The sequence below is a fragment of the Mycolicibacterium baixiangningiae genome, assembly GCF_016313185.1.
In the GTDB taxonomy this organism is placed as follows: Bacteria; Actinomycetota; Actinomycetes; order Mycobacteriales; family Mycobacteriaceae; genus Mycobacterium; species Mycobacterium baixiangningiae.
Genome location: NZ_CP066218.1, coordinates 38,823 through 64,703 on the forward strand (window position 1 = coordinate 38,823; position 25,881 = coordinate 64,703).

General features: G+C 61.4%; 20 protein-coding genes, 1 tRNA gene and 1 pseudogene. 11 read left to right on the forward strand and 11 right to left on the reverse strand.

Features of this window, described 5'->3' with window-relative positions; translation table 11 throughout:
• The first annotated feature begins 171 nt into the window (after nucleotides 1-171).
• The 5 genes from I7X18_RS00200 to I7X18_RS00220 all read left to right on the forward strand — a co-directional run bounded on the left by I7X18_RS00200 (nucleotide 172) and on the right by I7X18_RS00220 (nucleotide 8,943).
• Nucleotides 172-254 (forward strand) — tRNA-Leu (locus I7X18_RS00200).
• A gap of 265 nt (nucleotides 255-519) precedes the next feature.
• Nucleotides 520-1,974 (forward strand): type I restriction-modification system subunit M, encoded by a 1,455-nt coding sequence (locus I7X18_RS00205; RefSeq protein WP_193045263.1) that lies wholly within the window; start codon nucleotides 520-522, stop codon nucleotides 1,972-1,974.
• 11 nt (nucleotides 1,975-1,985) lie between these two features.
• Nucleotides 1,986-3,161: a restriction endonuclease subunit S gene (locus I7X18_RS00210; protein WP_193045262.1), complete on the forward strand. Its 1,176-nt coding sequence runs from the start codon at nucleotides 1,986-1,988 to the stop codon at nucleotides 3,159-3,161.
• A 9-nt stretch (nucleotides 3,162-3,170) separates the two neighbouring features.
• Nucleotides 3,171-6,626 carry a DEAD/DEAH box helicase family protein gene (locus I7X18_RS00215; RefSeq protein WP_193045261.1) on the forward strand — a complete coding sequence of 1,152 codons (3,456 nt, stop codon included), beginning with the start codon at nucleotides 3,171-3,173 and terminating at the stop codon, nucleotides 6,624-6,626.
• A complete protein-coding gene (locus I7X18_RS00220) occupies nucleotides 6,619-8,943 on the forward strand; it encodes a GmrSD restriction endonuclease domain-containing protein (RefSeq protein ID WP_193045260.1) in 2,325 nt (774 codons plus the stop codon). Before I7X18_RS00215 ends, I7X18_RS00220 begins: the two co-directional genes overlap by 8 nt.
• Before the next feature lie 84 nt (nucleotides 8,944-9,027).
• Here I7X18_RS00220 and I7X18_RS00225 read toward each other — a convergent pair whose 3' ends face one another.
• Nucleotides 9,028-9,330, reverse strand: a complete 303-nt coding sequence (locus I7X18_RS00225) for a hypothetical protein (RefSeq protein ID WP_193045259.1) — start codon at nucleotides 9,328-9,330, stop codon at nucleotides 9,028-9,030.
• Nucleotides 9,331-9,347: 17 nt separating this feature from the next.
• A pseudogene (locus tag I7X18_RS00230) lies at nucleotides 9,348-10,554 on the reverse strand (IS3 family transposase).
• A 601-nt stretch (nucleotides 10,555-11,155) separates the two neighbouring features.
• On the opposite strand from I7X18_RS00230, the gene I7X18_RS00235 reads away from it, so the two are divergent.
• Together I7X18_RS00235 and I7X18_RS00240 are read left to right on the forward strand one after the other, a co-directional pair.
• Nucleotides 11,156-11,812 carry a hypothetical protein gene (locus tag I7X18_RS00235; protein WP_193045258.1) on the forward strand — a complete coding sequence of 219 codons (657 nt, stop codon included), beginning with the start codon at nucleotides 11,156-11,158 and terminating at the stop codon, nucleotides 11,810-11,812.
• 285 nt (nucleotides 11,813-12,097) lie between these two features.
• Nucleotides 12,098-13,891, forward strand: a complete 1,794-nt coding sequence (locus tag I7X18_RS00240) for an IS481 family transposase (protein ID WP_193045861.1) — start codon at nucleotides 12,098-12,100, stop codon at nucleotides 13,889-13,891.
• A 271-nt stretch (nucleotides 13,892-14,162) separates the two neighbouring features.
• On the opposite strand, the gene I7X18_RS00245 is transcribed toward I7X18_RS00240, so the two are convergent.
• From I7X18_RS00245 to I7X18_RS00270, 6 genes are all read right to left on the reverse strand, one after another.
• Nucleotides 14,163-15,908 (reverse strand): ATP-binding protein, encoded by a 1,746-nt coding sequence (locus I7X18_RS00245; RefSeq protein WP_193045257.1) that lies wholly within the window; start codon nucleotides 15,906-15,908, stop codon nucleotides 14,163-14,165.
• Between the two features lie 122 nt (nucleotides 15,909-16,030).
• Nucleotides 16,031-16,633, reverse strand: a complete 603-nt coding sequence (locus tag I7X18_RS00250; protein ID WP_332522610.1) for a metallophosphoesterase family protein — start codon at nucleotides 16,631-16,633, stop codon at nucleotides 16,031-16,033.
• 172 nt (nucleotides 16,634-16,805) lie between these two features.
• Nucleotides 16,806-17,645, reverse strand: a complete 840-nt coding sequence (locus tag I7X18_RS00255) for a hypothetical protein (RefSeq protein ID WP_193045256.1) — start codon at nucleotides 17,643-17,645, stop codon at nucleotides 16,806-16,808.
• On the reverse strand, nucleotides 17,642-18,274 hold the full coding sequence (locus I7X18_RS00260) for a hypothetical protein (protein WP_193045255.1): 633 nt from the start codon (nucleotides 18,272-18,274) through the stop codon (nucleotides 17,642-17,644). Before I7X18_RS00260 ends, I7X18_RS00255 begins: the two co-directional genes overlap by 4 nt.
• A gap of 7 nt (nucleotides 18,275-18,281) precedes the next feature.
• Entirely contained in the window at nucleotides 18,282-18,791 is a 510-nt protein-coding gene (locus I7X18_RS00265; protein WP_193045254.1) for a GNAT family N-acetyltransferase, read from the reverse strand.
• On the reverse strand, nucleotides 18,788-19,057 hold the full coding sequence (locus I7X18_RS00270) for a type II toxin-antitoxin system TacA family antitoxin (RefSeq protein ID WP_226863277.1): 270 nt from the start codon (nucleotides 19,055-19,057) through the stop codon (nucleotides 18,788-18,790). Before I7X18_RS00270 ends, I7X18_RS00265 begins: the two co-directional genes overlap by 4 nt.
• Nucleotides 19,058-19,242: 185 nt before the next feature.
• On the opposite strand from I7X18_RS00270, the gene I7X18_RS00275 reads away from it, so the two are divergent.
• Nucleotides 19,243-19,494 carry a hypothetical protein gene (locus tag I7X18_RS00275; protein ID WP_193045252.1) on the forward strand — a complete coding sequence of 84 codons (252 nt, stop codon included), beginning with the start codon at nucleotides 19,243-19,245 and terminating at the stop codon, nucleotides 19,492-19,494.
• A 4-nt stretch (nucleotides 19,495-19,498) separates the two neighbouring features.
• Here the strand turns inward: I7X18_RS00275 and I7X18_RS00280 are convergent, their stop codons facing one another.
• Nucleotides 19,499-19,675 (reverse strand): hypothetical protein, encoded by a 177-nt coding sequence (locus tag I7X18_RS00280; RefSeq protein WP_193045251.1) that lies wholly within the window; start codon nucleotides 19,673-19,675, stop codon nucleotides 19,499-19,501.
• A 157-nt stretch (nucleotides 19,676-19,832) separates the two neighbouring features.
• Here I7X18_RS00280 and I7X18_RS00285 point away from each other — a divergent pair, with 157 nt between their 5' ends.
• From I7X18_RS00285 to I7X18_RS00295, 3 genes are all read left to right on the forward strand, one after another.
• Nucleotides 19,833-20,117, forward strand: a complete 285-nt coding sequence (locus tag I7X18_RS00285; protein ID WP_193045250.1) for a hypothetical protein — start codon at nucleotides 19,833-19,835, stop codon at nucleotides 20,115-20,117.
• A gap of 894 nt (nucleotides 20,118-21,011) precedes the next feature.
• Nucleotides 21,012-22,076, forward strand: a complete 1,065-nt coding sequence (locus I7X18_RS00290; RefSeq protein WP_193045249.1) for a hypothetical protein — start codon at nucleotides 21,012-21,014, stop codon at nucleotides 22,074-22,076.
• Between the two features lie 272 nt (nucleotides 22,077-22,348).
• Nucleotides 22,349-23,860, forward strand: coding sequence for a hypothetical protein (locus I7X18_RS00295; RefSeq protein WP_193045248.1), 1,512 nt, complete (start codon nucleotides 22,349-22,351; stop codon nucleotides 23,858-23,860).
• Between the two features lie 786 nt (nucleotides 23,861-24,646).
• Here I7X18_RS00295 and I7X18_RS00300 read toward each other — a convergent pair.
• Both I7X18_RS00300 and I7X18_RS00305 read right to left on the reverse strand, forming a co-directional pair.
• A complete protein-coding gene (locus I7X18_RS00300) occupies nucleotides 24,647-24,907 on the reverse strand; it encodes a hypothetical protein (RefSeq protein WP_193045247.1) in 261 nt (86 codons plus the stop codon).
• Between the two features lie 369 nt (nucleotides 24,908-25,276).
• Complete coding sequence (locus I7X18_RS00305; protein ID WP_193045246.1) at nucleotides 25,277-25,765, reverse strand: hypothetical protein; 489 nt, start codon at nucleotides 25,763-25,765, stop codon at nucleotides 25,277-25,279.
• Nucleotides 25,766-25,881: the final 116 nt, after the last annotated feature.

The following is a 25,881-nucleotide window of genomic DNA, read 5'->3' on the forward strand; positions in this document are numbered from 1 at the left end:
TTCTTCCTGCATGGTATCTACCCACGTTCGGCCGTTGGGACCAACAGAACTCTGAGAATCACATCTGGGCAGGTCAAGTCACCCGCGTCGCCGTGACGACGATGATCAGACCGCGGCTCTGCCGCGGTTTGGGGACGACGCGACGTGGGTGATAGGCTCCTGCGGTCGTACGGGCGAGTGGCGGAATGGCAGACGCGCTGGCTTCAGGTGCCAGTGTCCTTCGGGACGTGGGGGTTCAAGTCCCCCTTCGCCCACAGTGAGGAGTTCTACGAACTCCAGGCGCTTAGGTCACGATCCAGAAATGGGTCGTGACCTTTGTGTTTTGTGTGGGTAGTGCAGGAGCGAGCCACCCGGGGCAGGTCTGCGGGACATAGAGCTCCAAGTCCCCATTCGGATGCCCGCAATCTCGCGGGCGGCCCGATCTACCGAATCGATCCTCAGCGTTGTGCGCCACTTGTCGGCCGGGTCCTATATACAGTTCCGTTCAGTTCAAGACGACGAGTTGAGGGGGAATCCGCCGTGATCACCGGTGAGTTGAAGAGCAAGGTCGACCGGGTCTGGGACGCATTCTGGTCCGGTGGCATCTCAAACCCTCTGGAGGTCATCGAGCAGATCACCTACTTGTTGTTCGTCCGGCGGCTGGATGACCTGGAGACGCTCGCCGAGCGCAAAGGTCGCCTCGGCGGGCCAAGTGACCTCCGATTCGGCTCCGACCAACAAGAGCTCCGGTGGTCGCGGTTCAAGAACGAGGAGCCAGCCGTGATGTTCGCGACGGTGGGGGACAAGGTGTTCCCGTTCCTCCGGACCCTTGGCGGCGACGGCTCGACCTACGGCGAGCACATGAAGGACGCTCGGTTCACAATCCCGACTCCGCAGCTGCTTTCCCGGGTGGTCGACCTCTTGGATGAGATCCCGATGGCCGATCGCGACACCAACGGCGACCTGTATGAGTACATGCTTTCCAAGATCGCCAGTGCAGGCCAAAACGGACAATTCCGGACCCCTCGCCACATCATCAAGCTCATGGTCGATATGACCGCGCCGACGCCGACCGACGAGATCTGCGACCCGGCTTCCGGTACCGCAGGCTTCCTTGTGGCCGCATCAGAGTACATCCGCGAGCAACACCCGTCGGTTTTGACTGATGCTGTACAACGTAAACACTTCCACGCCAGCATGTTTCATGGGTACGACTTCGACAACACGATGCTTCGGATCGCCAGCATGAACATGCTGATGCACGGCGTCGAATCACCGGACATTCGATACCGGGATTCGTTGTCGGAGGGTGCTTCTGAGGACGCCGAAAAGTACACGCTGATTCTCGCCAATCCGCCGTTTGCTGGCTCGCTCGACTACGAGTCGACGTCGAAAGATCTACAGCGGGTAGTGAAGACGAAAAAGACAGAGTTGCTGTTCGTGGCTTTGTTTCTCAAGTTGTTGAAACCTGGTGGGCGCGCGGCCGTGGTCGTGCCAGATGGCGTGTTGTTCCAATCTTCGAAGGCGCACAAAGAGCTTCGGCAAAGTCTGGTTGAAGATCAGAAGCTGGATGGGGTTGTGAAACTGCCGTCAGGGGTGTTCAAGCCTTACTCGGGGGTCTCGACGGCAATCCTGCTGTTCACGAAGACAAACTCGGGTGGCACCGACAGTGTGTGGTTCTACGAAGTGGCTGCCGACGGGTACTCCCTCGACGATAAGCGGAATGCGGTGGAGGCAAATGACCTCCCTGACGCGTTGGCCCGGTGGAGCGCACGCGCAGGGTCCGAACGTGAGCGAGCTCGCACGGACCGGTCGTTCTGCGTCTCAAAGAAGGACATCGTCGCCCAGAGTTATGACTTATCGCTCAACCGGTACAGGGAAAGTGTTCATGACGCAATCCAACACCGACCGCCACTGGAGATCGTCGCCGAGATCGAGAAATTAGAGCGGGAGATTGCCGCGGGCTTAGTCGAGTTGAAGGCAATGCTGACATGACGTGGCCGACCGTGTCGTTAGGTGACTGCGGCGAGATCCAAGGCGGACTCCAGGTAACAAGCAAGCGCGATTCTTTACCGCTATCTAGGCCGTATCTTCGGGTAGCAAATGTTTATCGCGGTCGCCTCGATTTAACCGAGATCAAGACAATCTCCGCAACTCAGTCCGAAATCGACCGGACTCGGCTCGAACCCGGAGACCTACTCTTCGTGGAGGGGCACGGTAACCCCGAAGAAGTAGGTCGAGTGGCCATGTGGAACGGCTCAGTTCCAAACTGCGTGCACCAAAATCACCTAATTCGCGTCCGACTGGATCGCAACGTTCTGATACCCGAGTTCGCGGCCAGGTGGTTTAATTCCCCGGCCGGGGCCAGTCATTTCCGACGGGCAGGAAAGACAACATCCGGCCTCAATACCATCAGCGCCCATACGGTTCGATCCGCCATCACTCCGCTGCCACCACTTGACGAGCAGCGCCGTATCGCCGCAGTCCTCGACCGGGTCGATGAATTGGCCCTGTCGCGTCGGGCAGTCGACCAGCGGGTCGACGAAGTGCCTACCGCCATTTTTTTCGAAATGTTTGGCGACCCAGCCGCCGCGTCGACTCGCGATACCGAGCCGCTGGGTGAACTTGTGACTCTCTGTGGTGGCGGGACTCCGTCAAAGGCGAACCCCGCTAATTGGAAGGGCGAACTTCCCTGGTTCAGTCCTAAAGACCTCAAGCGCAAGTTTCTATTCGATTCAATAGACCACGTATCAGAAACGGTCCTCGACTCGACCTCGTTGAAGGCGTTCCCGCGCGACACGATACTGATCGTTGTACGCGGCATGATCCTTGCTCACACTGTCCCAATCTCGATTGTCAAGACGAGGTGCACGATCAACCAGGATCTAAAGGCGCTGATCCCACGTGTCGAAATCGACCCGCTGTTCCTCCATACCGCGCTTGCTATACAACACGCGCGGATCCTTGACAGCGTAAGCACGGCAGCGCACGGTACGAAACGCCTCGATGTTGAGGACCTGAAAGCCGTCCGTATCCCCCGACCTACCGCTGGTGCACAGAGGGAGTTCATCGAACGAGTCAATCAGGTTGAGGGCATCGCGCGCGCCGCTGCATCTCAAGCCAAAACTATCAACGAGCTCTTCAGATCCCTCCAATCCCGCGCGTTCTCCGGTCAGCTGTGAGGTAACGGCATGTCGAACTTCGCCTTCCTGCACACGGTCAATTGGTCGGAGATGTACTCCGACTGCGCGCGAGCAGAGAGTTATGCCACCACCGACCCTCGTTCGGCATGCTTCTACAGCCGCCGGACCGTGGAGCTATTGGTGGACTATCTCTATGACGTTTTGGCGCTGACGATTCCGTACAAGAATGATTTCGCCGCCAAGATCAATGACCCGGCGTTTAAGTCGAAAGTGGGTCTGGGGATCGCTAACAAGCTCAATCTGATTCGCAAGCTCGGAAATACTGCCGTCCACGAGGCACAGCCGATACCACCCCGGGCCGCCCTCGATACGCTGCGTGAACTGCACCACGTGATGCTGTGGGCTGCCTTCCGGTATTCGACCAACCCGCAAGCGGTTCCGATGAAGGCCGCCTTCGATTCAAAGATGGCGGTCAAGGCTGCACCGCTGACTCGGCAGGAAGTCGCTCAGCTCGCGGCGAAGTTCGCCGCTCAGGATGAAGCGCATGCCAAGGCGTTGGCGGAGAAGGACGAGCTGGCCGCGACGCAAGCCACTGAGATCGCCGCACTGCGCGAAGCGGTCAAGCAGGCCCAGGCGGCCAACCAGCAGACCGATGACCGCGACTACAACGAAGCCGACACCCGCGACCGGTTCATCGACGTCATGCTCACCGAAGCAGGCTGGCCCCTGACAGACACTAAGGACCGCGAGTACCCGGTCATCGGTATGCCCAGTGGCGACGGCAGGGGGTTCGTCGACTACGTCTTATGGGGTGCAGACGGTCTCCCTTTGGCGATCGTGGAGGCCAAACGGACGACCAAGAGCCCGCAGATCGGCCAGCAGCAGGCCAGGCTGTATACGGACTGCCTGGAGAAGATGACCGGCCGTCGACCGGTCATCTTCTACACCAACGGCTTCGAGCATTGGATCTGGGATGACACCGGCGGCTACCCTCCGCGCGAGATCCAGGGCTTCTACACCCGGGACGAGCTGGAGCTCCTAATCCAGCGCCGCGACACCCGCAAGTCGTTGTCCGACATGCCGATCGACTCGGCCATCGTAGAACGTCACTATCAACACCGTGCGATCCGCGCGATTGACGACGCGTTCTCCGCTAAGGAACGCGACGCCCTATTGGTGATGGCCACCGGATCGGGGAAGACCCGCACCGTCATCGCGCTGGTGAAGCAGCTGATGGAAGCCAACTGGGCCAAACGGGTCCTCTTCCTCGCCGACCGCACAGCCCTGGTCACCCAGGCGGCCAACGCGTTCAAGGCACACCTGCCAGATGCCACCACCGTGAACCTGGTGACCGAGAAGATCACCGACGGCCGGGTGTACGTGTGCACCTACCCGACGATGATGAACCTCATCAACGAGACCGACTCTGGCATCAGGAAATTCGGACCCGGCTACTTCGACCTCGTCGTCATCGACGAAGCCCACCGGTCGGTCTACCAGAAGTATGGTGCCATCTTCGACTGGTACGACTCACTGCTTGTCGGTCTGACCGCCACCCCCAAAGACGAAGTGGACCACAACACCTACCGACTGTTCCACCTCGAAGACGGCGTGCCCACCGATGCCTACAGCCTCGACGACGCCGTCAAGGAAGGCTTCCTGGTCCCGGCGGTCGGAATCTCCGTCGGTACCAAATTCCTGCGTCAAGGCATCCGCTACGCCGATCTCTCCGAAGAGGAGAAGGACGACTGGGATGCCCTGGACTGGGGTGACGAGGATCCACCTGACGAGGTGAGCTCTGAGGAGATCAACCGGTTCCTATTCAACGAGGACACCGTCGACAAGGTGCTCGCCGAACTGATGAGCAAGGGCCACCGCGTCGCCGAGGGTGACCGGCTCGGCAAGACCATCATCTTCGCCAAGAACCAGGCACACGCCGAGTTCATCGCGCGACGCTTCGACGTCCAATATCCACAGTACGCCGGAGCATTCGCCCGCGTCATTACCCACAGCACCGCCTACGCTCAGTCGCTGATCGACGACTTCTCCGTCACCGACAAGGCGCCACACATCGCCATATCGGTCGATATGCTCGACACCGGCATCGATGTCCCCGACGTCGTCAACCTCGTCTTCTTCAAGCTCGTACGGTCCAAGACCAAGTTCTGGCAGATGATCGGCCGTGGCACTCGCCTACGTCCCGACCTCTTCGGACCCGGCAAGGATAAACAGAACTTCTATGTCTTCGATTTTTGCGGCAACCTCGAATTTTTCAGCCAGGACCTGCCCGGATCGGAAGGCTCATTTCAGAAGTCATTGAACCAGCGCCTGTTCGAAACACGCCTCGGGCTGATCACCGCGATCGACCACGCGTGGCCGCCCTCGGAACCAGAACCCGAAGAGGGACAGGGCACCGAAACCGAACGAGGATTGCGCGTCGATGTCGCGTGGTCGCTCCATCGCTCCGTCACGGGGATGAACCTGGACAACTTCCTGGTGCGCCCCCACCGCAGGCTGGTCGAGCAATACTCGCAATGGCCGGCCTGGACATCGCTGACGCCCGAGGTCGCCGGAGATGTAGCCGAACACCTCGCCGGGCTGCCATCAGTCCATAAAGACGACGACGAGGACGCCAAGCGCTTCGACATGCTCGTCTTGCGCCGTCAACTAGCCCAACTCGAAGGCGACGCTGTTGCGGCCGAACGGCTACGCGAGCAGATCCAGAACATCGCGACTGGCCTGCTCAGCCAGACAGCAATCCCGTCGGTAAAGGCACAGCAGGTGCTTCTCGAAGAGGTCGGCGGGGATGAGTGGTGGGTCGACGTCACCCTGCCGATGCTTGAATCTGTACGGCGCAAGTTACGCGGGTTGCTCCGGTTCCTGGAGAAGGTGAAACGGAATCAGGTCTATACCGACTTCGCCGACGAACTCAGCGAAGCGACCCTTGTTGATCTGCCAGGGATCACGCCCGGCACCAACTGGGAACGCTTCCAGGCCAAGGCCCGCGCATATCTTAGACAGCACCAGGATCACGTTGCGCTGCAACGGTTACGACGCAACAAGCCCCTGACCCCCGATGACCTCGCTTCGCTGGAGCAGATGCTCATCGAGAGCGGTACGGGAGAGCAAGCCGACATCGATCTGGCCAAAGAGCAGTCGCACGGCCTGGGGTTGTTCGTGCGGTCGCTGATCGGTCTGGACCGCGAGGCAGCCGCCGAAGCCTTCGGCGCGTACCTGGACGGCACGAAGTTCAACGCGGACCAGATCCGCTTCGTGAACCTCATCGTCACCGAACTGACGGCCAACGGGTTCATGGAACCCGTGCGGCTCTACGAATCGCCGTACATCGACCACGCACCGACTGGCCCCGACGACGTGTTCGGCGGAGCGGACGTGGACAACATCGTGGCCATCTTGAACGCCGTGCGGGACAACGCGGCTCCTGGCAACGGCTCAGCAGGGCAACTTCACACTAGTGAACAGGGAGAGATCGGCTTTGGATAAGAAGTTCACAAGCGGTGACACGCCACTGGGCGACCTGCTCCGTCAGGCTGGACACGGGACCCTGCAGCTGCCCGATTTTCAAAGAAACTGGGTGTGGGACGACGGACATATCAGCAGTCTGCTGGCCTCGATCTCGTTGTCTTACCCAATCGGCGCGGTCATGACGTTGCGTACGGGCAACCCCGATGTGAAGTTCAAGCCGCGAGCCTTGGAGGGCGCCAAGGCCGCTGCAACGGTCGAGCCTGAGTTGCTGCTACTCGACGGGCAGCAGCGCATCACGTCATTGTACTTGGCACTGGGCTCCGGCGAACCTGTGCCCACGCGAGACGCACGCGGCAATTCGATTCACCGAAGGTACTTTGCGGACATCGCGAAGTGCATCGATCCCGACCAAGATCGTGAAGAGGCGATTCTCTCGGTGTCCGCTGACGGCCTGCTCCGAAGCAGGGGCGAGGTGGGCCTAGATATCTCATCACTGCAGGGACAGGTTGACGCAGGATTGTTCCCGCTGGAAATCGTGCTGGATGCGGCAAAGACTAGGAAATGGATGAGGCAGTTCTGCGCGTCCGACGGCGTCGACGCAGACACACGCATCGAGCAATGGGATGCGTTCGAAGAAGCAGTAGTTCACAACTTCGAGCGATACACCGTTCCATCAATCGAACTGGCTAAGATGACGCCGAAAGAGGCTGTCTGCCAGGTGTTCGAGAAAGTCAACACCGGCGGTGTTTCCCTGACCGTTTTCGAATTGCTCACCGCGACCTTTGCCGCAGATGACTTCGCCCTGCGTGATGATTGGGCTGAGCGTGAGAAGTTGCTGGCGGAACACCATGTTCTCGGTTCGTTTCGGTCGACAGACTTCCTCCAGATCATCAGCTTGCTCGCGACTTACCATCGCCGGGCACTACACCTAGAAAATCACCCGGGAGATGATCGTGCGCCCGCGACGTCATGTAAGCGAAGGGACGTGCTTCGCCTGACGGTGAATGACTACCAATCTTGGGCTGACACGGTGACCGATGCGCTGCCCAAGGTGGTCCGTTTCCTCCACGCCGAGAGAGTTTTCAAGGAGTCCGACCTGCCTTACCCGACCCAGTTGGTACCTCTTACTGCGATCTTCGTAATTCTGGGCGACCGAGCTGAAAGTCATGGTGTCGCCGAGATGTTGCGTCGGTGGTACTGGTGCGGTGTCTTCGGTGAAATGTACGGCACATCAACCGAAACACGGTTCGCCAATGATCTTCAGGACGTTGTTAGCTGGGTTAAGAATGGTGCGGATGAACCGCGAACCATCCGTGAGTCGCAACTTCAGGCCGGACGCCTCGTTCGCTTGCAAACGAGGAACAGCGCAGCTTACAAGGGTCTGTACGCTCTTCAGATGAAGCGCGGGGGACGAGATTTCCGTACTGGCAACACTATTGACTTGCATGCGTACCTCGACGATGCGATCGACATCCACCACATCTTCCCGCAGGACTGGTGCCGCGCCAACGGCGTGCAGCGGTGGATCATGAACAGTATCGTCAACAAGACGGCTATTGACTCAAGAACCAATCGACGGATCGGCGGCAGTGCGCCAAGCGTCTATGTAGAGCGGCTGCAGAAGAATGAGAAGATCTCTCCCGAAGAACTCGACGCAATTCTGAGTTCGCACGACATTGACCCTATTGCTTTGAGAGCAGACGACTTTGAGGAGTTCTTCACAAAGCGCCTCGAACGTCTGATCAAGCAAGTCGAGTCAGCCACGGGGAAGGCCGTAACGCGCAGCCAGGATGGATTCGATTCACCCTTCGCACGTACCGACAGCAGTGGCGATGCCGAAGGGATAGTCGCCGTTGCAAAGGCGGGGGAAAGCAGAATCGTCGAGTTCAAATCAACGGCGCTCACGAACCTTCGAACCGGTGAGCGCGACTCGCAGATGGAGTGGGCCATCGTAAAGACCCTGGCCGGCTTCATGAATGGCAACGGTGGATCACTACTGGTCGGAGTCGCGGACGACGGGACTTTCCTTGGCATCGAGCAAGACTTTGCGATGCTCGGGAAGAAGCAGGATAGTGACGGATGGGAGCTCTGGCTCACCGACCGCATCTCATCGTCACTCGGCAAGGTGGCTGCCGCAGACCTCCGGACGACGATCTGCGAAATAGAGGACCACACGATCGCCAGGATCGACGTAGGTCCTGCGGCAGCGCCAGTTTTTGCGAGCACGATCAAAGGTGAGAAGCGCCAAGCCTTTTTCGTCCGTGTGAACAACTCCACTCAGGAACTATCCGGGCAGGAAGCCCACGACTATCAACGTCGCCGCTGGCCAAGCTAGCGACCATCACGAGTCCCCGACAACTGGGTCAAGCTCTTTGATTGGGAATTCCCGAGATGCGCCGCGAAAGATCTAGCGACTCGGCTAGAAGAGGGGGTCTTGGTCGTCGGGTAAGGCGATATCTTCATCGTCGACGATGAGTTCGTCGTCGTTTGAGTAGTCGGCGAGCATCCGAACACGCGTTGGATCGATGAGCCAGTTGTAGTTGCCCTGCTTCTGAATAATGCGCGAAGCGCGCGGGGGTGAGTCGCTCCTGTGCGCCTCGATCGCAATCTCGTATTGCTCAGGATTGAGGGCGATACGCACAGTGCGCAACCGAGGTTGGTTCGCTACGTGCAGTCGGACCGTGTACTCACCGACATTCGCGACGTGCTCAAGCAGGGTCACCTGGGTCTGCTGCACGATCAGGTGACAGTTTGACCTGCCCTACCTGCTGGGTTCCAGTCGGGTGGCCAACTGACTGCGGTGAGGGTGTCGTTGGTGAAGGATAGTTCGTACTCGATTGGGGTGCGGTAGTTCAGCGCGGAGTGGCGGCGTTGGCGGTTGTAGAAGATCTCGATGTAGTCGAAGATCGCGTTGGCCAACTCCAGTCGGGTTCTCCACTTCTGGCGGTCGAGAAGTTCGATCTGCATGGAGGACCAGAAGCTTTCCATCATGGCGTTGTCCAGGCCGTCTCCGATCGATCCGAAGGACGGTAGTAGTCCGGTGGAGCGAATCTTCTCTCCGAAAACCCATGAGGTGAACTGAGTTCCGTGGTCAGCATGGACGATGCCGCCGGCTTCTGGTCGGCGGTTGCGGATAGCCATGTCTAACGCGTTCACCACGAGCGTGGAGTCCGCCCGCGAGTCGATCGACCACCCCACGATCCGTCGGCTGAACGCATCCAGCACCGCACAGCAGTACAGCCATCCCTCCCGGGTGTGGTGTTGGGTGATGTCGGTGACCCACAACTCATTTGGTCGGATTCGATGGAACTTGCGGTTGACCAGATCGTCAGCGGTAGCCACTCCGCGCAAGCGCTTCACCCGTGTCGGCCCGGGTAGCCCGTAGATGCCGGCGCGGGTCATGAGCACCGAGACGGTGCGCAGGCACACCGTGATGCCCATACCCAAGGTGAGTTCAGCATGGACACGGCGATACCCATACGTGCCCCGTGAGGCGATGTGGACTTCCCGAATGAGGCTGGTCAACAATTGCTGCCGTAGGGCGGTGGCAGTGGTCGGGGTGCGTTTGTGTTTGTAGTAGTTCTGCCGCGTCACACCGAGAATGACACAGCAGCGATCCACGGGCGCCCCGGCGTCGACGAGTCGGTCGATCACCGGGTACATCCTTTTGGGAGGGGCTTCTCCTCGCCGAGAAAGGCCGCGGCTGGCGCACGATCGCCAGTTCGGTTTCCAGTTCGCGGATCTGACGGCGAGCAGCGCGCAGCTCAGGCGATTCACTCGACGGTACGCCGGGTCGTGCGCCGCGGTTGATGTCGTCCTGCTTGATCCATTTGGACAACGTGACGGGATGGATACCGAGATCATCAGCGGTCTGCTTCTGCGGCTTGCCGGCGCGCACGAGCGCGATCGCGCGGGCACGGAACTCGGCCGGATAAGGGCGAGGCATGGCTGTCAGCCTTTCGTACAGGCCGTCAGTTAGTCACCCAATCTGGAACCTAGATGGTAGGGCAGGTCAAGATGTCACCTATTCGTGCAGCAGACCCCCTCGCCTACCAGGTTGACCGGCTCAGGCTCCTTCGATGAGAATGCCCCAACTACCGGTGAGAACGGACATCGGGCTGTCGGCAAGCGAGGTCCCCCGCATCGGAGCCGACGTCATTACCGCCGTAAAGGCCGCCGGCGGTCGCCTGGCGGCCATCATTCTCACGCAACTGACGAGCAGCCGGTGCACCACCGGCAAGGCCGCCGCGAACAACACGCTTGAGATCGCCTGCCACGAAATTGCCCACAATATCGTAGGACGATGTCATTGTCAGCGATAGACGCTCAGGTGCATAATCTGTTCGGGTGGTGGTTAGTGAGACCGTGCTTTGCATTCGGGGGCGTATGACCAGTCAGGCGCGGTGCAAAATTCGGATCGCATACGGGAACCTTCCCCGGTCTCACCCCTCCGCCTAAAGATGCCCACGTATCTCGGTGCGTTAGGAATTGACGAAAGGCTTCGGTCTGTCATCTAAGTAAGCCGTTGTTAGAGAGGAGATTTCGCCATGCGCGCGAAAACCTATGATGGCGCAGCCTTGGAAGAAGCGCTGCGCAGCGATCTATTCGCTAACGCGGGCGTGGAACTTGTCGGCATGCTCAAGCCCACAGACAAATCTGGCCACATCCAGTTCACCAAGTCCGGATGCGATGCCTGGGTGGAGCTTCCGACGTCGATGATCGACAACGCCGAGCACCTCGGCCAGGCTCGCTGCAAGGATCACTCGCATCCGATCTTCAAGATTTTGCTGAAGGAGGCGACGAGTCCGGAGGCGAAAGTCCTTGCTACGCTCTTGGCACAGCCCGCAACTACTCCAGACTTCTCGGACCATATGTTGAGCGGAGCCGGTGAGTCAACGCAGCCGCCCACCTCTGCAATCCTGGCGCAGCGGGCGTTAAGACGGCCAACTGCTCAGATTCCAGCGGGTTTAATGCGAGGCCCGTTACCTGGGGCGCACTCTGGAACTGATTGGCGTCGCCCGTTAGGAGAGCAATTCGGCGTTACCGTGCGTCCCAACGCTGCATACTGGCCGACCTCCGATGGCTGGCAGTGTGTGGGATGGGGAGACTGTATCAATATGATCAACGAAGTAGGTTATTGTACACATTTCGACTGTTACACCGGATGGCTTACAGGCGAAGTAACTTGCATTTGTAAGCAATGATAGACGCCTAATCGTCCGGGAAACGGACCGTCGACCGTCCCGGGGTTCATGCGGCCTCGGGCGTCTGTCGAGGCGGCCAGTCGGTCAGTTTATGCGATCGGAATCGCGGGCCTCGGCTTTGAAGCAGGCGTCACGACCGGAGCGCCGGCCCGCGAGAGACGCGCGCCGGCACTGACCGCGTGAACCATCACGACGAAAAATTGACGTGTATGGGTTCAGGACATCTTTGACCGTTCGTCATCGGGACATTGTTGACGAGCAACCTGTGCCTGCCATGGTCTCGTGGTGTTCAAACCACAAGACTCTGAATCCGATTCCGATGTTGCGGCACGCGTCACGGTCGAGATCCGTCTGCGCGCTGTCACCGAAGTCAACGACGGCGCACCCGTCGGTGAGGTAGCCGAACGATACGGCGTCACGCGGCAGACGGCCACGGCCTGGCGTAAACGCTACGAGGGCGGCGGCCTGGACGCTTTGGCTGATCAGTCGCGTCGCCCGCATTCCAGCCCAGGCCGGATTTCTCCGGATGTCGAAGCGTTGATCTGCGAAATGCGCCGCCATCATCGGCGCTGGGGAGCCCGGCGCATCGCCTACGAGTTGAAGCTCGAAATCGGCGAAGAAGCGCCGTCGCGATCCACGACCCACCGCGTTCTGGTGCGCAATGGTCTGGTGAATAGCCAAGAACAACAACACAAAAGAGTCTACAAGTGGTGGGCACGCGAAGCGCCAATGCATCTGTGGCAACTCGACATCGTCGGCGGGGTGTTCCTGGTCAACGGCCGCGAACACAAGATTCTCACCGCCATCGACGACCATTCCCGGTTCGTCGTCGCCGCCACCGTATTGCCGGTACCGTCCGGTCCCGCGGTGTGTGATGCGTTCCTGGCCGCGATCGCCCGTTGGGGTGTGCCGTTTGAGGTGCTCACCGACAACGGCAAGCAGTTCACCGGCAAGTTCACCAGGCCATTACCGGTCGAGGTCCTCTTCGAGAGGATCTGCCGAGAGAACGGCATCACCGCCCGATTGACTAGGCGGCGCTCACCAACGACCACCGGCAAGGTCGAGCGCTTCCACAAGACGTTGCGACGCGAACTTCTCGACGAGACAGGCGCATTCGAGTCGATCGAGGCCGCCCAGGCAGCCATCGACGAATGGGTGCACGCCTACAACACCGTGCGACCCCACCAATCGCTGGACATGGCGACGCCAGCAAGCCTGTTCCGCAGCCGAGTCACCGATCCGGAACTACACCCCGCCGCGGACGTCAGCCGCCCCGACGAACCGGCCAATGCCATTCTGCGGATTCCACCGCCGATCGTCCGCAGTGGGCCGCTGCCGATCGAAATGGAGGCCCGCGTGCCGCCGTCGGGCGTTGTGGTGATCGCGGGTCTGCAGCAGCTCTGGGTCGGCAAGAACTACGCCGGGCTGACGGTGACGCTGTGGATTCACCTGACCAGCATCCATATCCTGCTTGCCGACGAGGTGATCAAAACCGTCTCGTCCCGAGTGACCACCGCCGACCTCGAACGGCTGTCACTGCGCGGAGTTCGAACCGGACGACCCGACCCCGCACAGCCTGCGCCACCCACTACCCGCTCCAACGGAAGACCGACGCCAATCGAGCTTGAGCGCACCGCTAACCGCGACGGCATCGTCGTTGTCCGCGGCCAGGAACTGGCGTTGGGCACCGGTGTCGCCGGAACTCGAGTGACACTGCGATTCGACGTCGGCCTCATCCACGCCTCAGCGGGCAACATGCTGCTCAAGACACTGCCAAACCCGTTTTCTATCAATGAGTTCCGAACAATCAAAGGCGCCCGTCCTGCGACGTCACCACTGCCGTCACCGCCACCGGCAGGACCCCAAAGCGTGCAGCGGCGGGTTCCCAAAGATGGCGTCGTGATGGTCGCTGGACAGCGATTCCGAGTGGGAAGAACACACGCCGGCACCATCGTTACGGTCGTGGTCGAAGATCATCACTTCCGCGTGCTCGACGGAATCAAGGAGCTTTCACTCCATGTGCGGACGTCGTCCAAACCCATCCGCAACTTCAACGCTCACCGTCCCCGGAAGCGGTAACCATGTCCCGGTAACGTTTCGTCACCTATGTCCTGAGACCACACACGTCAAGATGAGGTGACTCACGTGTCCCTGACGCCTCCGTCAGGTCGTAGGTGGTTCTCCCACCAGTTCGAGCACCTTGCGGCGGAACTCTTCGGGATAACGCTTGGGCACGGACACGGCTCCTTCGTGGATGTCGTGACCGGAAGTCAAGCAATCCGACTCCAAGCAACCTAGGGCACATCAGAGCCTCCGGCGGAACCAGGGCGATTCAGTCGGGCGGATGATTTCAGGTCTTCCCTTTGACTTGAGTTAGTTCGGTTGCGCCGCAGCTGCAACGCAAAACTCCTTGCCCGGCAAACTGAATCCATCCCGTACAGACGCTGCACCATGTATGGCCGAATAGGTCGAGGACGGCGGCCGCGAACCGATTGGCCTCGCTCAGCGTTACGGTCTGGGCCCATTCGTTGTGATGCGCGCCCACTAGGTTCCGGAGATGACGAAGGCCCTCAGTTTGCTGAATGGATGGCGCGACTGACGAGTTCCGGAGCGCTGATTTGACACCGGGCCACAGGTCCTCAAGCGTGTAGCGGTCGTCGCGGCGCCGTTGGACACGGACGGGAATCGTCCAGCTCAGTACGTCGCAGATTTGTTCAAGGAGTCGTCCGGCTAGTGCGCATATGGCGGCGGGGTCCCGTGTGCTCGCCACCGTCCGTAGCGCTGCACTGGGATCACGTAGGGGCTGACCCACGTGTGAACCGGCGTCGAAGGTCCAGCCGTGTAGTTCGATGGCGGCAAGCGGCATCCCGGCGTCTTGAAAGAGCTTTTGTAGCTGTTCACGCCACAGTCGATCATGGACGGTGACGATGAGTTGCCATTGCTTGAATTCTCGCAGAATGAACTGCATCAACGCGACGCGTATATGGGCGTCCACACTTTGCAGCACGTCGTCGAGGACCAGGACCCGTACTTGCCCAAGCGTTGTTGTCACCCGTGCCGTCGCGAGGAAGAACAGCATTGCCAGGAGATCCTGGTAGCCCTCACTGAGTATCCGCTCACCGAATGATGTTCCATTTGCAGCATCAATGCGGATATCGAGAGCTGACACGCTCGATATTCCTAGGTCGATGCGGATTTTCTCAATGTGAGAGGACGCCGTGATCTCGCGAAATGCGTCCGTGAGCCAGTCATCGACGTCGACCAGCGTCTCCTTGAGTTCGGCGATACGTCGCGGCGCACTGGCTTCGGCCAGGCGTTGCGCCCTGCCGCGTACCTTCCGCACTTCGCTGGCCTGCTTCTGATACTCCTCGATTCGGGTCACTGCCGACTCAAGTTGACGCGGTATGCGGATTTTGTGCCGCTGATTTCGGGCCACGCCTTTGTAGAGGTCGTCGACCATCGCAGCGACCTGTTCCAAATCGTATGGGTGGGGGCGGCCAAGGTGCTCGGCGATTGGTACCGCGGCCTCGCGGATCTGTCGCTTCAACTCGAGAAGTTCTTGGTCTAGGTAGGCAACGTCAGCGGTGGGTGCATTGCTTGGTGTTGCGATGTTCCCGGATGCACCGAGGGCGTAGTCAAGAAAGACACGGCCCCGCGCTGACGGTGGGTTGGTGATGAATGACAGCACGTCGGCGCGTGTGAGCACCAGGGGGGACCGCGTGAACTCAGAGAGCGGTTCTGAGCCCTCGAACCGAAATGACTGATCCTCTGCATCCCAAGTTGCTTGACGCCGAAGTTCGGTTCCGTCGGACAACGTGACGACAGCCCACCCGTCGCAAGAACTTTCGTTCGATGCATTGAGGACGCTGGCGCGCGGCCCGCGCTTTCGCGGAGCAGAGCGGTTGATCCGGTCTTGCGTGCTCCATTCAATTGCCTTCGCGATGGAAGACTTTCCCGAACCGTTCTCACCGAAGATGATCGCCGATGCCGGGCGATCCGATCGGACGGGAACGAAAGACACATCCAGCTGGTCCGGGACTCCGAAGAGCCGAGACACACTGACACCGGCAATCCGCAGCTCGTCCGATCCGGCCACGGGTGAACGGTACCCTCCACGGGAGACACACCGACTAGCGGGCGGCGCGATGAGGGGCTATGGCACCAAGCCCGGCCCGCGACTGCAAGCTGTTTGCCTACCAGCTGACATCACGCTGATGGCTAGCTGGACTCGTGGAGTAAGCCTGTAATCTCTTCAACTGAGACCGGTGTGAGCCCCCAGGCGTCTAAGCCGACGTGGATGCTCTGCTGTTCGCGACGAGTAGAGCTGTGAGTGTGTCCATGGAGCAGCCAGGAACCGATATCCGGTAGCCGCCATTGGTCGTAGCGGCCGCCAGCGCCCTCGTTTCCGGCTGTACCCGCGTATGGGAAGTGGGATAGCAGAACCTCATAGCCTGCGATCTTGCGGCGCGCTGATTGGGCGACTGAAGCGAACACATCCAAGTAGGCGGGCAGTGCCTTATGGGCATCGCGGTGCATGGGGTGTACGCCGTCGTGGTTGCCGGCGATGAGGTGCTTGGAGCCGGGTCGCTCGGCGAGCCACTCCAGGGCGCGACGTTGACTGCCGCGCCCGCCGCCGGAGATATCGCCGAGAACCCAGACGCCGTCGAGGGGGCGGATTCGGGCATCCCACCGAAGGGCGAGTTCGTCGTCGTGAGCTTCGGTGGTGTCGAAGCCACGTACTCCGGAGACGAGGGTATGCCCGAGGTGTAGGTCAGACGTGAACCAGGTTTCAGAGCGCATCATCGCTGTCTCTGCCAGCATCGGTCGGGCCTCGCCACATCTTGGGTAACGATCTCGGCGACCGGTGGTGGCGTGCTCGCCGGATGCTCACGTCTGCCACTCTCGCACCCAACACCGATGGTCGGCCAGTCCCCGGCGGCCCGCGCCGTTCGGAGTCCGCAACGCCGGTGGTGGGAATGGTTGCCTCGCCGAGTCAGCGGTCTTCACAGTCGCGCTTGTGCGCCGAGAGTAGGTAGGTGACGGCCTCGACAACATCCGGGCCGATCTCGTTCAAGGCGTCGCCGACGACTAACCACTGCTCTGCGCCGTCTTGATCGACGTACCGAAAGACCTGTTCAAACGCAAAAATTGGCTTCAGCGTCACTTCGGTCGTCCCTGGCTGGGCGGGTCTGGCGAACTCGACCCGGGCCAGTACCGATCCCTTGGCGACGACTCCCTGGTTGACGGTGGAGACCACGCCGCCGGGTGGCTCCGGATCAACGGTTACACCGCCCAGGTCGACCTGGGTGTTGGCCACAATGTTGAGCAGCTGGTGCTTGTCGGTGTTCGACAGGAACTGCAGGATGTGCAGCGGATGCAGCGTGCCGGTGCCCACGGCGTTGAACGGCTGGCTGCTTTTGAACACCTCGAACACCTCCGGCCCGTACCAGTCGCGGCGGGCCTTCGCCCACTTGGCGTAGCTCTGCTCGGTCGAGCGCAGCCCGAACGCCACCTCAGTCGGTCGCTTCTCCTGAATGTGTGCCGGGGTGATCGCCCACACGGCGTGATCTAGGGCGGCGCGCAGGTTGTGAATGAAATCCCCCAGGAGCAGCGCTGCCTCGGTGTAGTCGAGATCTGAGTCCAGCACCCACTCCGCCCAGGTCGTGCGCGAGCTGTACTCACTGCTGTTGTCGCGCCGGAGGTACTGCCGCTCGACCGCCTGCTGCTCGGCCAGCACATCGCGCAGTCGGTCGCGGATCGCGAAGCCATGCGTGAGCTTGTGGAACGCCGACTGTCCCAGCAATTCTGTGTCGACGCCGTTCTCTTCGGTCATCGGGGTCCCCGACCGCCGGTGTCGGGGTCATCGGCCGCGATCTGCTCGACGACCTTGATGATGCCGCGCAGCGCTTCGTCCTCGGTGGGTGCCAACCAGGACAGCGAGGGGAACTCGGCGACCAGGCCCACGAACTCGTTGTCCGCCGGCGACCACTCGACCCGGTAGGCATAGTCCGAGCTGGCGGCGGCCTCGGCGGTCTGTGTGTGCCGCAGATGGTTGCGGATGGTGGTGACGATGAACGCCGCCCGCTCTCGGGGGCTCTGCCCATATCCGGGGGCGGTGATTGTGCCGGTGGCGATGCGCTCTCCCCTGGTGATGCCGGGCTGCTGCTCGTGCAGGTCCAGTTCGATGTCCCAGTCCCCGCCCCGTTCGCGGAAGTAGAAGCTGTGCCCGTCGACCTGGCCCTCCCACTGCTCGGGCACCTGACCGCCGTGGCGGCCCACGACGACGCCCGACTGATCGGCCAGCCACGCTTGCAGGTCAGCCTCGGCAGCGTGTTGATCGGCCTGCAGCTGCCGACCTTCCGGTGAGCGCCGGAACTCGTCCATGTGGTCGAGAAACCCCTGGAAGGTCTCTGCTGATCGCCACCGCCGGTGCCCGGGCGCGTTATCCATGTCGTCGGGCATCAGCCAATCACTTCTGCGGCCGGTCGAGCAGGGCGCGGGCGTCTTTAATCAACAGCAGCAGGTGCAACGGGTCGGTCGGTGAGGGCTCGAAATCGAAGTGCGCGTAGAACTCCCGCGCCCGCTCATGCAGCGCGTGCACCAGCAGTGCCCGCACACCGATGATCTCCGCGGCTGCCACCGCGCGGATGATCGCGTCCCGCAAGAGCGCAGCGCCGAGACCCTGGCCTTGTTCCTTGCGGTCGATCGCCAGCCGCGACAACAGGATCACCGGCACCGGGTCGGGCATGTTGCGTCGCACCCGCCCGGGTGTTCCGGCGCGCTCCACCGCCGCCGAGGCCAGCGCATAGAACCCGACGACGCGGCCATCCCGGCACGTCACAAAGCACCGGGAGGCACCTTCGACGTGGTTGGCCAGAGCGCGACCTCGCAGGTACTCATCCAGGCTGGGTTCGCCGCTGTCGAAGTCGGCGACCACATCGTGCTCGCTGATCGGCCGGGGCGCGCCATACCCGCTCACTCGTCGAAGATCGAGGGCTCCGCGAACAACTTCTCCAGCCGCGGCTTCTGCGACACCGGCCGGTCCAGCACCGACACGAACTCCGACCAGGCCGACGCATCAAGCATGAACAGCCGCCGATCGGCGAGCACCTCGCGGGCACGCGCCAGCGTCGCAGTCACCGTGAAGTTGGTCAGATCCATCCCCTCTACCTCGGCGGCCCGACGAATCAGCGCGTCCTGCTCAGCAGTCAGGCGCACCGCGAACCGCTCCGTCTTTATAGCCATGCCATTCATTGTGTGCCTACCAGGCACACAATGCAACGGGGTATTGGTCACGACTCTGACCAGCCTCGATGCACTTCGTACTCGTAAAACACGCTCTGACTCACGGGAAGGGTTACCGGGGCCAGTCGGGTCGCGTGGGGACGGCCACGGTCGTCTCGTCGCTTTCAACCCGGTGAGGGGGAGGCATGTCTTCTCGTCTGCTGACCGCGCTCAAGCTTCTGCTGACCACGGTAGTCGTCATCGTCGCGTCCTGGTTGGTGGTGTGCGTCGTGGCGATGTTCACCGGCCACACCGACGTTCTGCCCGCCATCGGTGCGGTGCTGGTCGACCTGATCGAAGCGCTCATCACAGGTCCGATGCACGACCCGGCCACCATGGGGCCCCAGTCGGCCCAGGGGCGGCCACTCCCGTCCGACGGCACGTGCGCGGTGATCTGATCGCTCAGTAGGTCGCGCTGCGTCTCGGTTTCGTCGTGGCGTAGGCCGTCACGAACACCTCGCCGTGCCCACCGGACAGGTGCAGCCGTTCCGGTGAGCTGGCGGTCGTAACCGGCGTGATTTGGCCGCGCTTGCCGGCGTGGAAGAGGTCGCCGATCATCGTGACCCCGGCCGGCGGCATGCTGGCTGACCCCGCGCCGCGAACGGCTTGAGGCACCAGCACGGTCGATTGCCGCCCGGCGGTCGGGGCGGGACTGGTCGATCACTTGGGGTGCGGTGCCGAGGGACTCCTCGCCCGTCTCGCATACCTGTCACTGCTGCAGGCGAGACTGGCGCGCATGACGGACACCGAACCACAGTGGCGGCACATCTGCGAAGTGTGCGGGGTGGAGGAGATCCTGACCCCGGCCGAAGCATTCGACCTCGGATGGGACTACCCGCCGCGCATGGGCCAGTTCGGCGTCGTCGGCCCCCGATGTTGTCCTCGATGTCCCAACATGAGAACGGTGTGGTGGGCTCTGGCGATCGATGGCTACACCGAGGACATGCTGACCGACATGCAGCGGGCTACCGTCAGGCGTATCGCCGGGGAACCGGACTCAGTTGCCGTGGTTGATGATTGAACAGAATCGTCAGATCTGGCGGCGAACGAAGCTGGGTGTCCCGTCCTGGTTCTCGCCGCTGTCGATGCGTCAGCGCCGGCGACACGCGCGCAAAATGCAATTTGCGAAGAGTTCTCCGAAGCTGTAGCTGGATGTTTTGATCTGCATTGTCGAGTCCCGTGCGCAGGAACTAACGGCGGTCGCGAGTTCGATCAAAATTGAGGCGTTGCTTGCTCCCAATAGATCGAAATATGTTGTTCAGCAGGGAGTATGCGCACAGAGTGCGTACATCGAGTGGAACCATGACCTGAACAGGGACCATCTTCGCCGCCACAGCGCCTAGCTTTCGAAGTTCACCACATACGGTGAACGTTTGCACCGATTGTTGCGAGAAGTCCTCAACAGCAATGCATTCAGCGTGAAAGGTCGGTTAATCTACGGCCGGGAATCTCTCGACAAATCTCCGGGACTCGATGGGAGCTGCGATGGGCAGGCCACGGAACGGGCGCCTTTCACGGGTGCGAGTCGAGTTCAGCTTGCCACCGGCAATCGCCGAAGCCGTCTACACGTATGCGGGCTCCGCCGACATCACGTTGTCGCAGGCCGGCAGTGAACTCCTGAAGCTGGCGCTGAGTCAGCGGGGAATCGATCGTGGGGAGTCTATCGAGAATCTACTGAATCCTGTTGCTCCCGAACGAAATTTGGGAGGTGAACCGAAAACCTAGCTCCAGCGAAGAACGGTACTTCCCGCGGCATATGCCGCCCAGAAATGCCGAAAGCCGGGCGGCAACCCGGCTTCCAGACAAACAAAGAGTTCTCAGGCTCTTCAAACCCTCCAAGGAGGACTGTGTTCATTTCAGCGTGCCTACGCACGATTGTCAACCAACCACGCCGCGCGATCGGCAATGGTCGCTGATGGCCCGATTCAAGAAGTTCACCACGGCGGATGCGTCGGTGACTGTTCCTAACGAGGCACCGCCCGAGCCCCTCCTGGAAGCGGCATCGGCGTTCATGCAACGCGCCGCCCTAACGCCGGTGCCGCAGCCGGGTCCCGATCGCGAGGAGCGGCTGGCCATGCTCACCGCGATCAGGATCCGCTACCCGGACCCGGAGGTCGCCAGGGAAGCGGTTCTGCAGGCCGCGAAGGTCCAGTGCATGACTGAGTTCACCACCGCAGCTACCGACAAGAAGTCTTGCGCTGAGGTGGCCAGGCATCTGGCCTGGGCTGCCGTCGGTGGCGTCGTCGACGCGAAGAGAGCTCTCAAACGCGGACCTGTAGACGAGCGACTGGAGGTTACCGGAGCGCAGAGCCCCCGAGGTCATCGGCAAGTTCGTCACGTCCTCTACACCGCGGGGCGCTTGTTCCATCCGCGGGAATACCCGCCAGAGCGGGTAACGCCGGTGGCGCGGACGAAACGGAAGGCCGCCAGCTACGACGAGATCCGCTCCTTCTACAGGGTCGTCTGGGAATTGCCCACCCCGCTGGGGATGCGAGCGCTGGCGTTGGCGGATCTGAGCTACGGCGTCGGTGCCCGAGCGGCAGACTTCAAGGTCCTGCGAGGAACGGCGATCACGACCGTGCGCTCACACGGCCGCGCGATCTGCGTGGTCGCCCTGCCCAACGCCGCCGGCGGTGCGCGGCAGGTACCGGTCCTGGACCCCGGCATCAACTCCCGGCTCATCGAATTGGCGGCCCGAGTCGGCGACGGCTTGGTGCTGGCCCCCAACGCCGAGTTCGCTGAACGCAATATCGTGAACCGCATCAGCGAAAGGCTGACCAACAAGGGATATCCACCCGTCAGGGCGGCGGCGCTGCGCAACCGGTGGATACTTGACATGGCCGAACGACGCATTCCCACAGCGATGCTGTTGCAGTTAGCGGATGTTGCGGACCTGAGGGTATTGAGCGATCTACGAAAGGAATTGCCGCACTTCAAAATCCGGCACGCTATCACCATCCAGCAGGAGAGCCTGCGATGATCGCCGCACGCAAACCGGAGTGCATCATCGCCGACGACCTCTTCAACTACGCCCGCCACCTGGTGTGGGAATCTGGGGCAGCCGAACTCATCGACGATCAACACCCTCATCGTCGTGAGGCGGTCGGGCGACGCCGACAAGGCATCGCCTATACGACCACCGCGGTTCTGGTCTCGCTTCTGATCAGGGTCGTGATGAAACGCCCTCCCACACTGACGGGCATCCTGCAGACGATGACGGAGCTCACCGCGGCCCAACTCACCGCAGTCGGCATGCACGACCAGGATTGCTCGCGGATCTGGCGACAACACCATGCTGAGTACAAGCGCTTCACCGCCTGGTGGACACGCAGACTCAGGCCTTTCGATTCCTGGGCTGACCTGCCGGCCAGGCGCATGACAAACGGCCAATATCGCGCCCGCCTCAAGAAGCGCACCGATGAACAACGCGAGAATGCTGAACGAGCCGCACGACTTGTGCACCTGGCCATCAACCGCCTCGTCGCAGCGTCCGTAGAGGTCAAGAACCCCGACGGCTGCCGGGGAGACTTGGTCGTCGACGGCACCCTCTACCTCGTCGCCAAACAAGACGGCACGATCGGCGTCGCCGACGACAAGATGCGCGGCGCCGTACCGAGTGCGAACTACCACGTGCGCGAACGCAAGTCTGCGGCGGCCAGCGACGGCACCGGCACCACCCGCCAAATCACCTATGCGGGGATGACCCTGGAAATGACCGCACTGACCCGCATCGGCAAGCCCACTGCGATGCACGCCGTGGCCCCGGTCTTTGTCGGCATCGCCATCCACTACGGAACCTCAGGAAGCCCGGAAGGCATGGCCGATGCACTCGAACAAGCAGAGGCCAACGGTCTGACCGGACGTCCCGAAAGCCTCCGGGCCAAATGGCCGTTCATGGTTTCCGACATGGCCTACAACACCAAGGACAAAACTGCCGACATCCTGCTCGAACGTCGATACAACTTCGTCGGCCGGTTCCCCAAGGGCTGGGGAATCGAATGCCCCTCCACGAAACCGGCCGGAGCGCCCGCCTCCGAGCCCGAGCCCGGCGCACTCCAATGGGCCGGGGCGTTCTTCTGCCCCGCCGTCCTGGCCAAGATCAAAGACCACAGCGCACCGAAGATGGAGCACCTGCTAAGCAACGACCAGTTCCGCCTCCACGACAAACGGCTGCGGCGCATCCTGCCCTACCTCATGGGTTACAACTCACGGCCCTTCTACGCACAAAGCGGGCATGGCAGGCCCCTGCTGGGTCGCTCACGCAACCAAGTGGTGAAGGTCAAGCTGGTCTGCCCGGCGGCGCTGGGGAACGTCAGCTGCCCACTCAAACCAGAATCCATGCAATACGGCCGTCGCGGTGTCCCCGTCGCGGAGCCGACCTGGCAAGCCCACGAACGAGGATGCTGCGCCAAGTCCAGCGTCATGGTCACCCTCACCCCGGACCAGTTCAAACGAGCTCAATGGGATCTGGTACCCGGGAGCTGGGAACACGCGGTGTACTTCGAGGCAGCTCGCGCGCTCACCGAGCAGCGGTTCAGCCATCTGAAGTCGGCCCACGTGACGGGGCTGAGGCAGCTCACCGATGGTCCGCGACGTGACCCGATGATCAAGCTGATCCTGGCCATGGCCGTCGTCGCTTCCAACCGGGAAAGCCAAGCAAACTTCGACCCTGCCAAGGTCAGAGAAGAGTCCATCGACATCCGGATGCGTCAGCTCGCCGCCGACCTCGGCCACGAACCCGCCCGCACACCGCCACGAACCTAGAAGCACTCCCGCACGATGGGCCGCGCCCAACAGGCGCGGTCCATCGCCATGTCCGCACCAGGAAAAAGTCGGTGGAATGAAACGGCACAAATTCACCAAACCGCCACAGAACGCCGGCTGCCAGCGGAAACGCCTGCCTAGCATTCTGCGAGGACGAGCGTTGATGCCACCAGACGCGACCAACCGAAGGGCAGAGCGGCACCACTGAACTCGGACCCTGACCCTGACTAAAGTCGGTGGAAAAAACGAAGAAAGTCGGTGGAATCAACTTTCGAAACAACCCTCTGACCTGCCTTTGAGATCCGCACACAGTGAGCGGTTCTACGAACTGCGACCACAAAGGTCACGAACTCGAAAGAGGTCGTGACCTTTGTGTTTGGGTGGAGAGGGCGCTTTCGGGCCGGCTCGGCCTGGTGCGGGGGACTTCGCTGGATAAATCCCTGAAGTGACGGCAACGTCGTTAGCGTGCGGATTCGCAGCGGACTGAGGTCGGGCCCTCGCAAGACCCCGTATCGCCAGACACTCTCCCGATTGCCTGCAACGATGTGACATCTGTCGGCTTCGCGCAGGCACGCTCCGACAGATTTGCAACAGGTGGGGGGTTATGAGAGTGGCACGTAAGTGGTGCTTTGTTGCGACAGTCCATAGGTGACCTAGATGGTCTCCGAAGTCGCGGAGCGGGTGCAGTGGTTCCCCTCCGCCTTGGGCTGCGAAATGGAGGGCAGACCGTGACGAATGAATCTGCTGGCGACAGCTTCCAGGAGACGCCTGAAGTCTTGAGCGGCTTCAACCAAAGCAGTCCTGCGCCACATGCGCGTGGAAACGCCGCGGACCAACCACCAGCGTGAGTGCGCGGCGCACCGCAAAGGCAAGAAGGCCCACCACCTTCTGGCCGGTGACACCCACCTCGTTGTCGTCGAAAACGACACGTCGTTTAGGTACTGCCCGGCGGCGGCCGCTGAAGTCCTCGACCTCGCTCAAAGCGATCTCGACCGTCTGCGACGACAGCTGGGCATTTAAACTCGCAAACCGCGGTGACGACGTCACGGCGCACACCTCTCGACGTCGGACCCACCATTCTGCAGGGATGACGGTGATGTCAGCGAGTTGACTCGTCGGGCGTCGTTGTTCGTGCACGCCGGTGCGGACCGATAAATATGACTTTGCGGTCGCAGGGGACGGATGCCGCAACCTCTTTATTACAGACGGGGTCAAATTCCGCCGGAGCAGGGCAAGCTCCCGGTAGCGCACCACAGCGGCTTTGGTAACGAGGACATCGTCGAAGGTGACGACGATGCGCCGGCGCTGTGTCGACCCCCTCCCGGAGTGTGCGCGAAATAATTTGGCGTTCGCCCGAATCCATATTTGCCGTCGCTTCACTAGGACGGTCTAACCCAATGACACAGCGGCTCTGACTCAGCTTTCGGCGTCGATGACCGCCGGGAACGGGATGTCGTCACTTGCCAGATTGCCGGGGAAGCACGGCGTGGAACCCTCAAACCCAGGTGCCTGGCCGGTTACTGCACGTGCTACGACGCGGAATCGGTAGCCATCCGGGCTGACCCCGAACTGATTGGGCTTGCGGAATTCGTCGTCGGTATACACATGCCAACCCCAGCTCCGCCAGACCTCGCCGAATGCTTCGGCGATCGCAGCGTTGTCGACGCCCGGTGGCACTGTGAGGTCGCCGGTGGCGTTGAAGCGCGTCGGGGCGTCGGGTCTGGTGGCGTTGTCGTCGCAGCCCACGTTGCCGCTTCCGGTGCCACCGAAGCGGGTGGCATCGAGCGCGTAGCCCGGAGGGAGTGCTCGCAGGGTTTGTCTGATGTAGCCGAGAAGGGTGTCCTGGGCTTGCTGCTGGTTTTGGGGCGGGACCTCTTTGGGCTCTCCGCCTACAGGTGTGGACATGTTCGGCCCTCCAATGTCGGTTGCACCGGTCGGGTTGGGTGGCCCGAGGTCCCCGCCGTTGCCGCATCCGGACAGGGCCAAGACCGCGGCCAAGCAGGCGATCGGTGCGAGGGTTC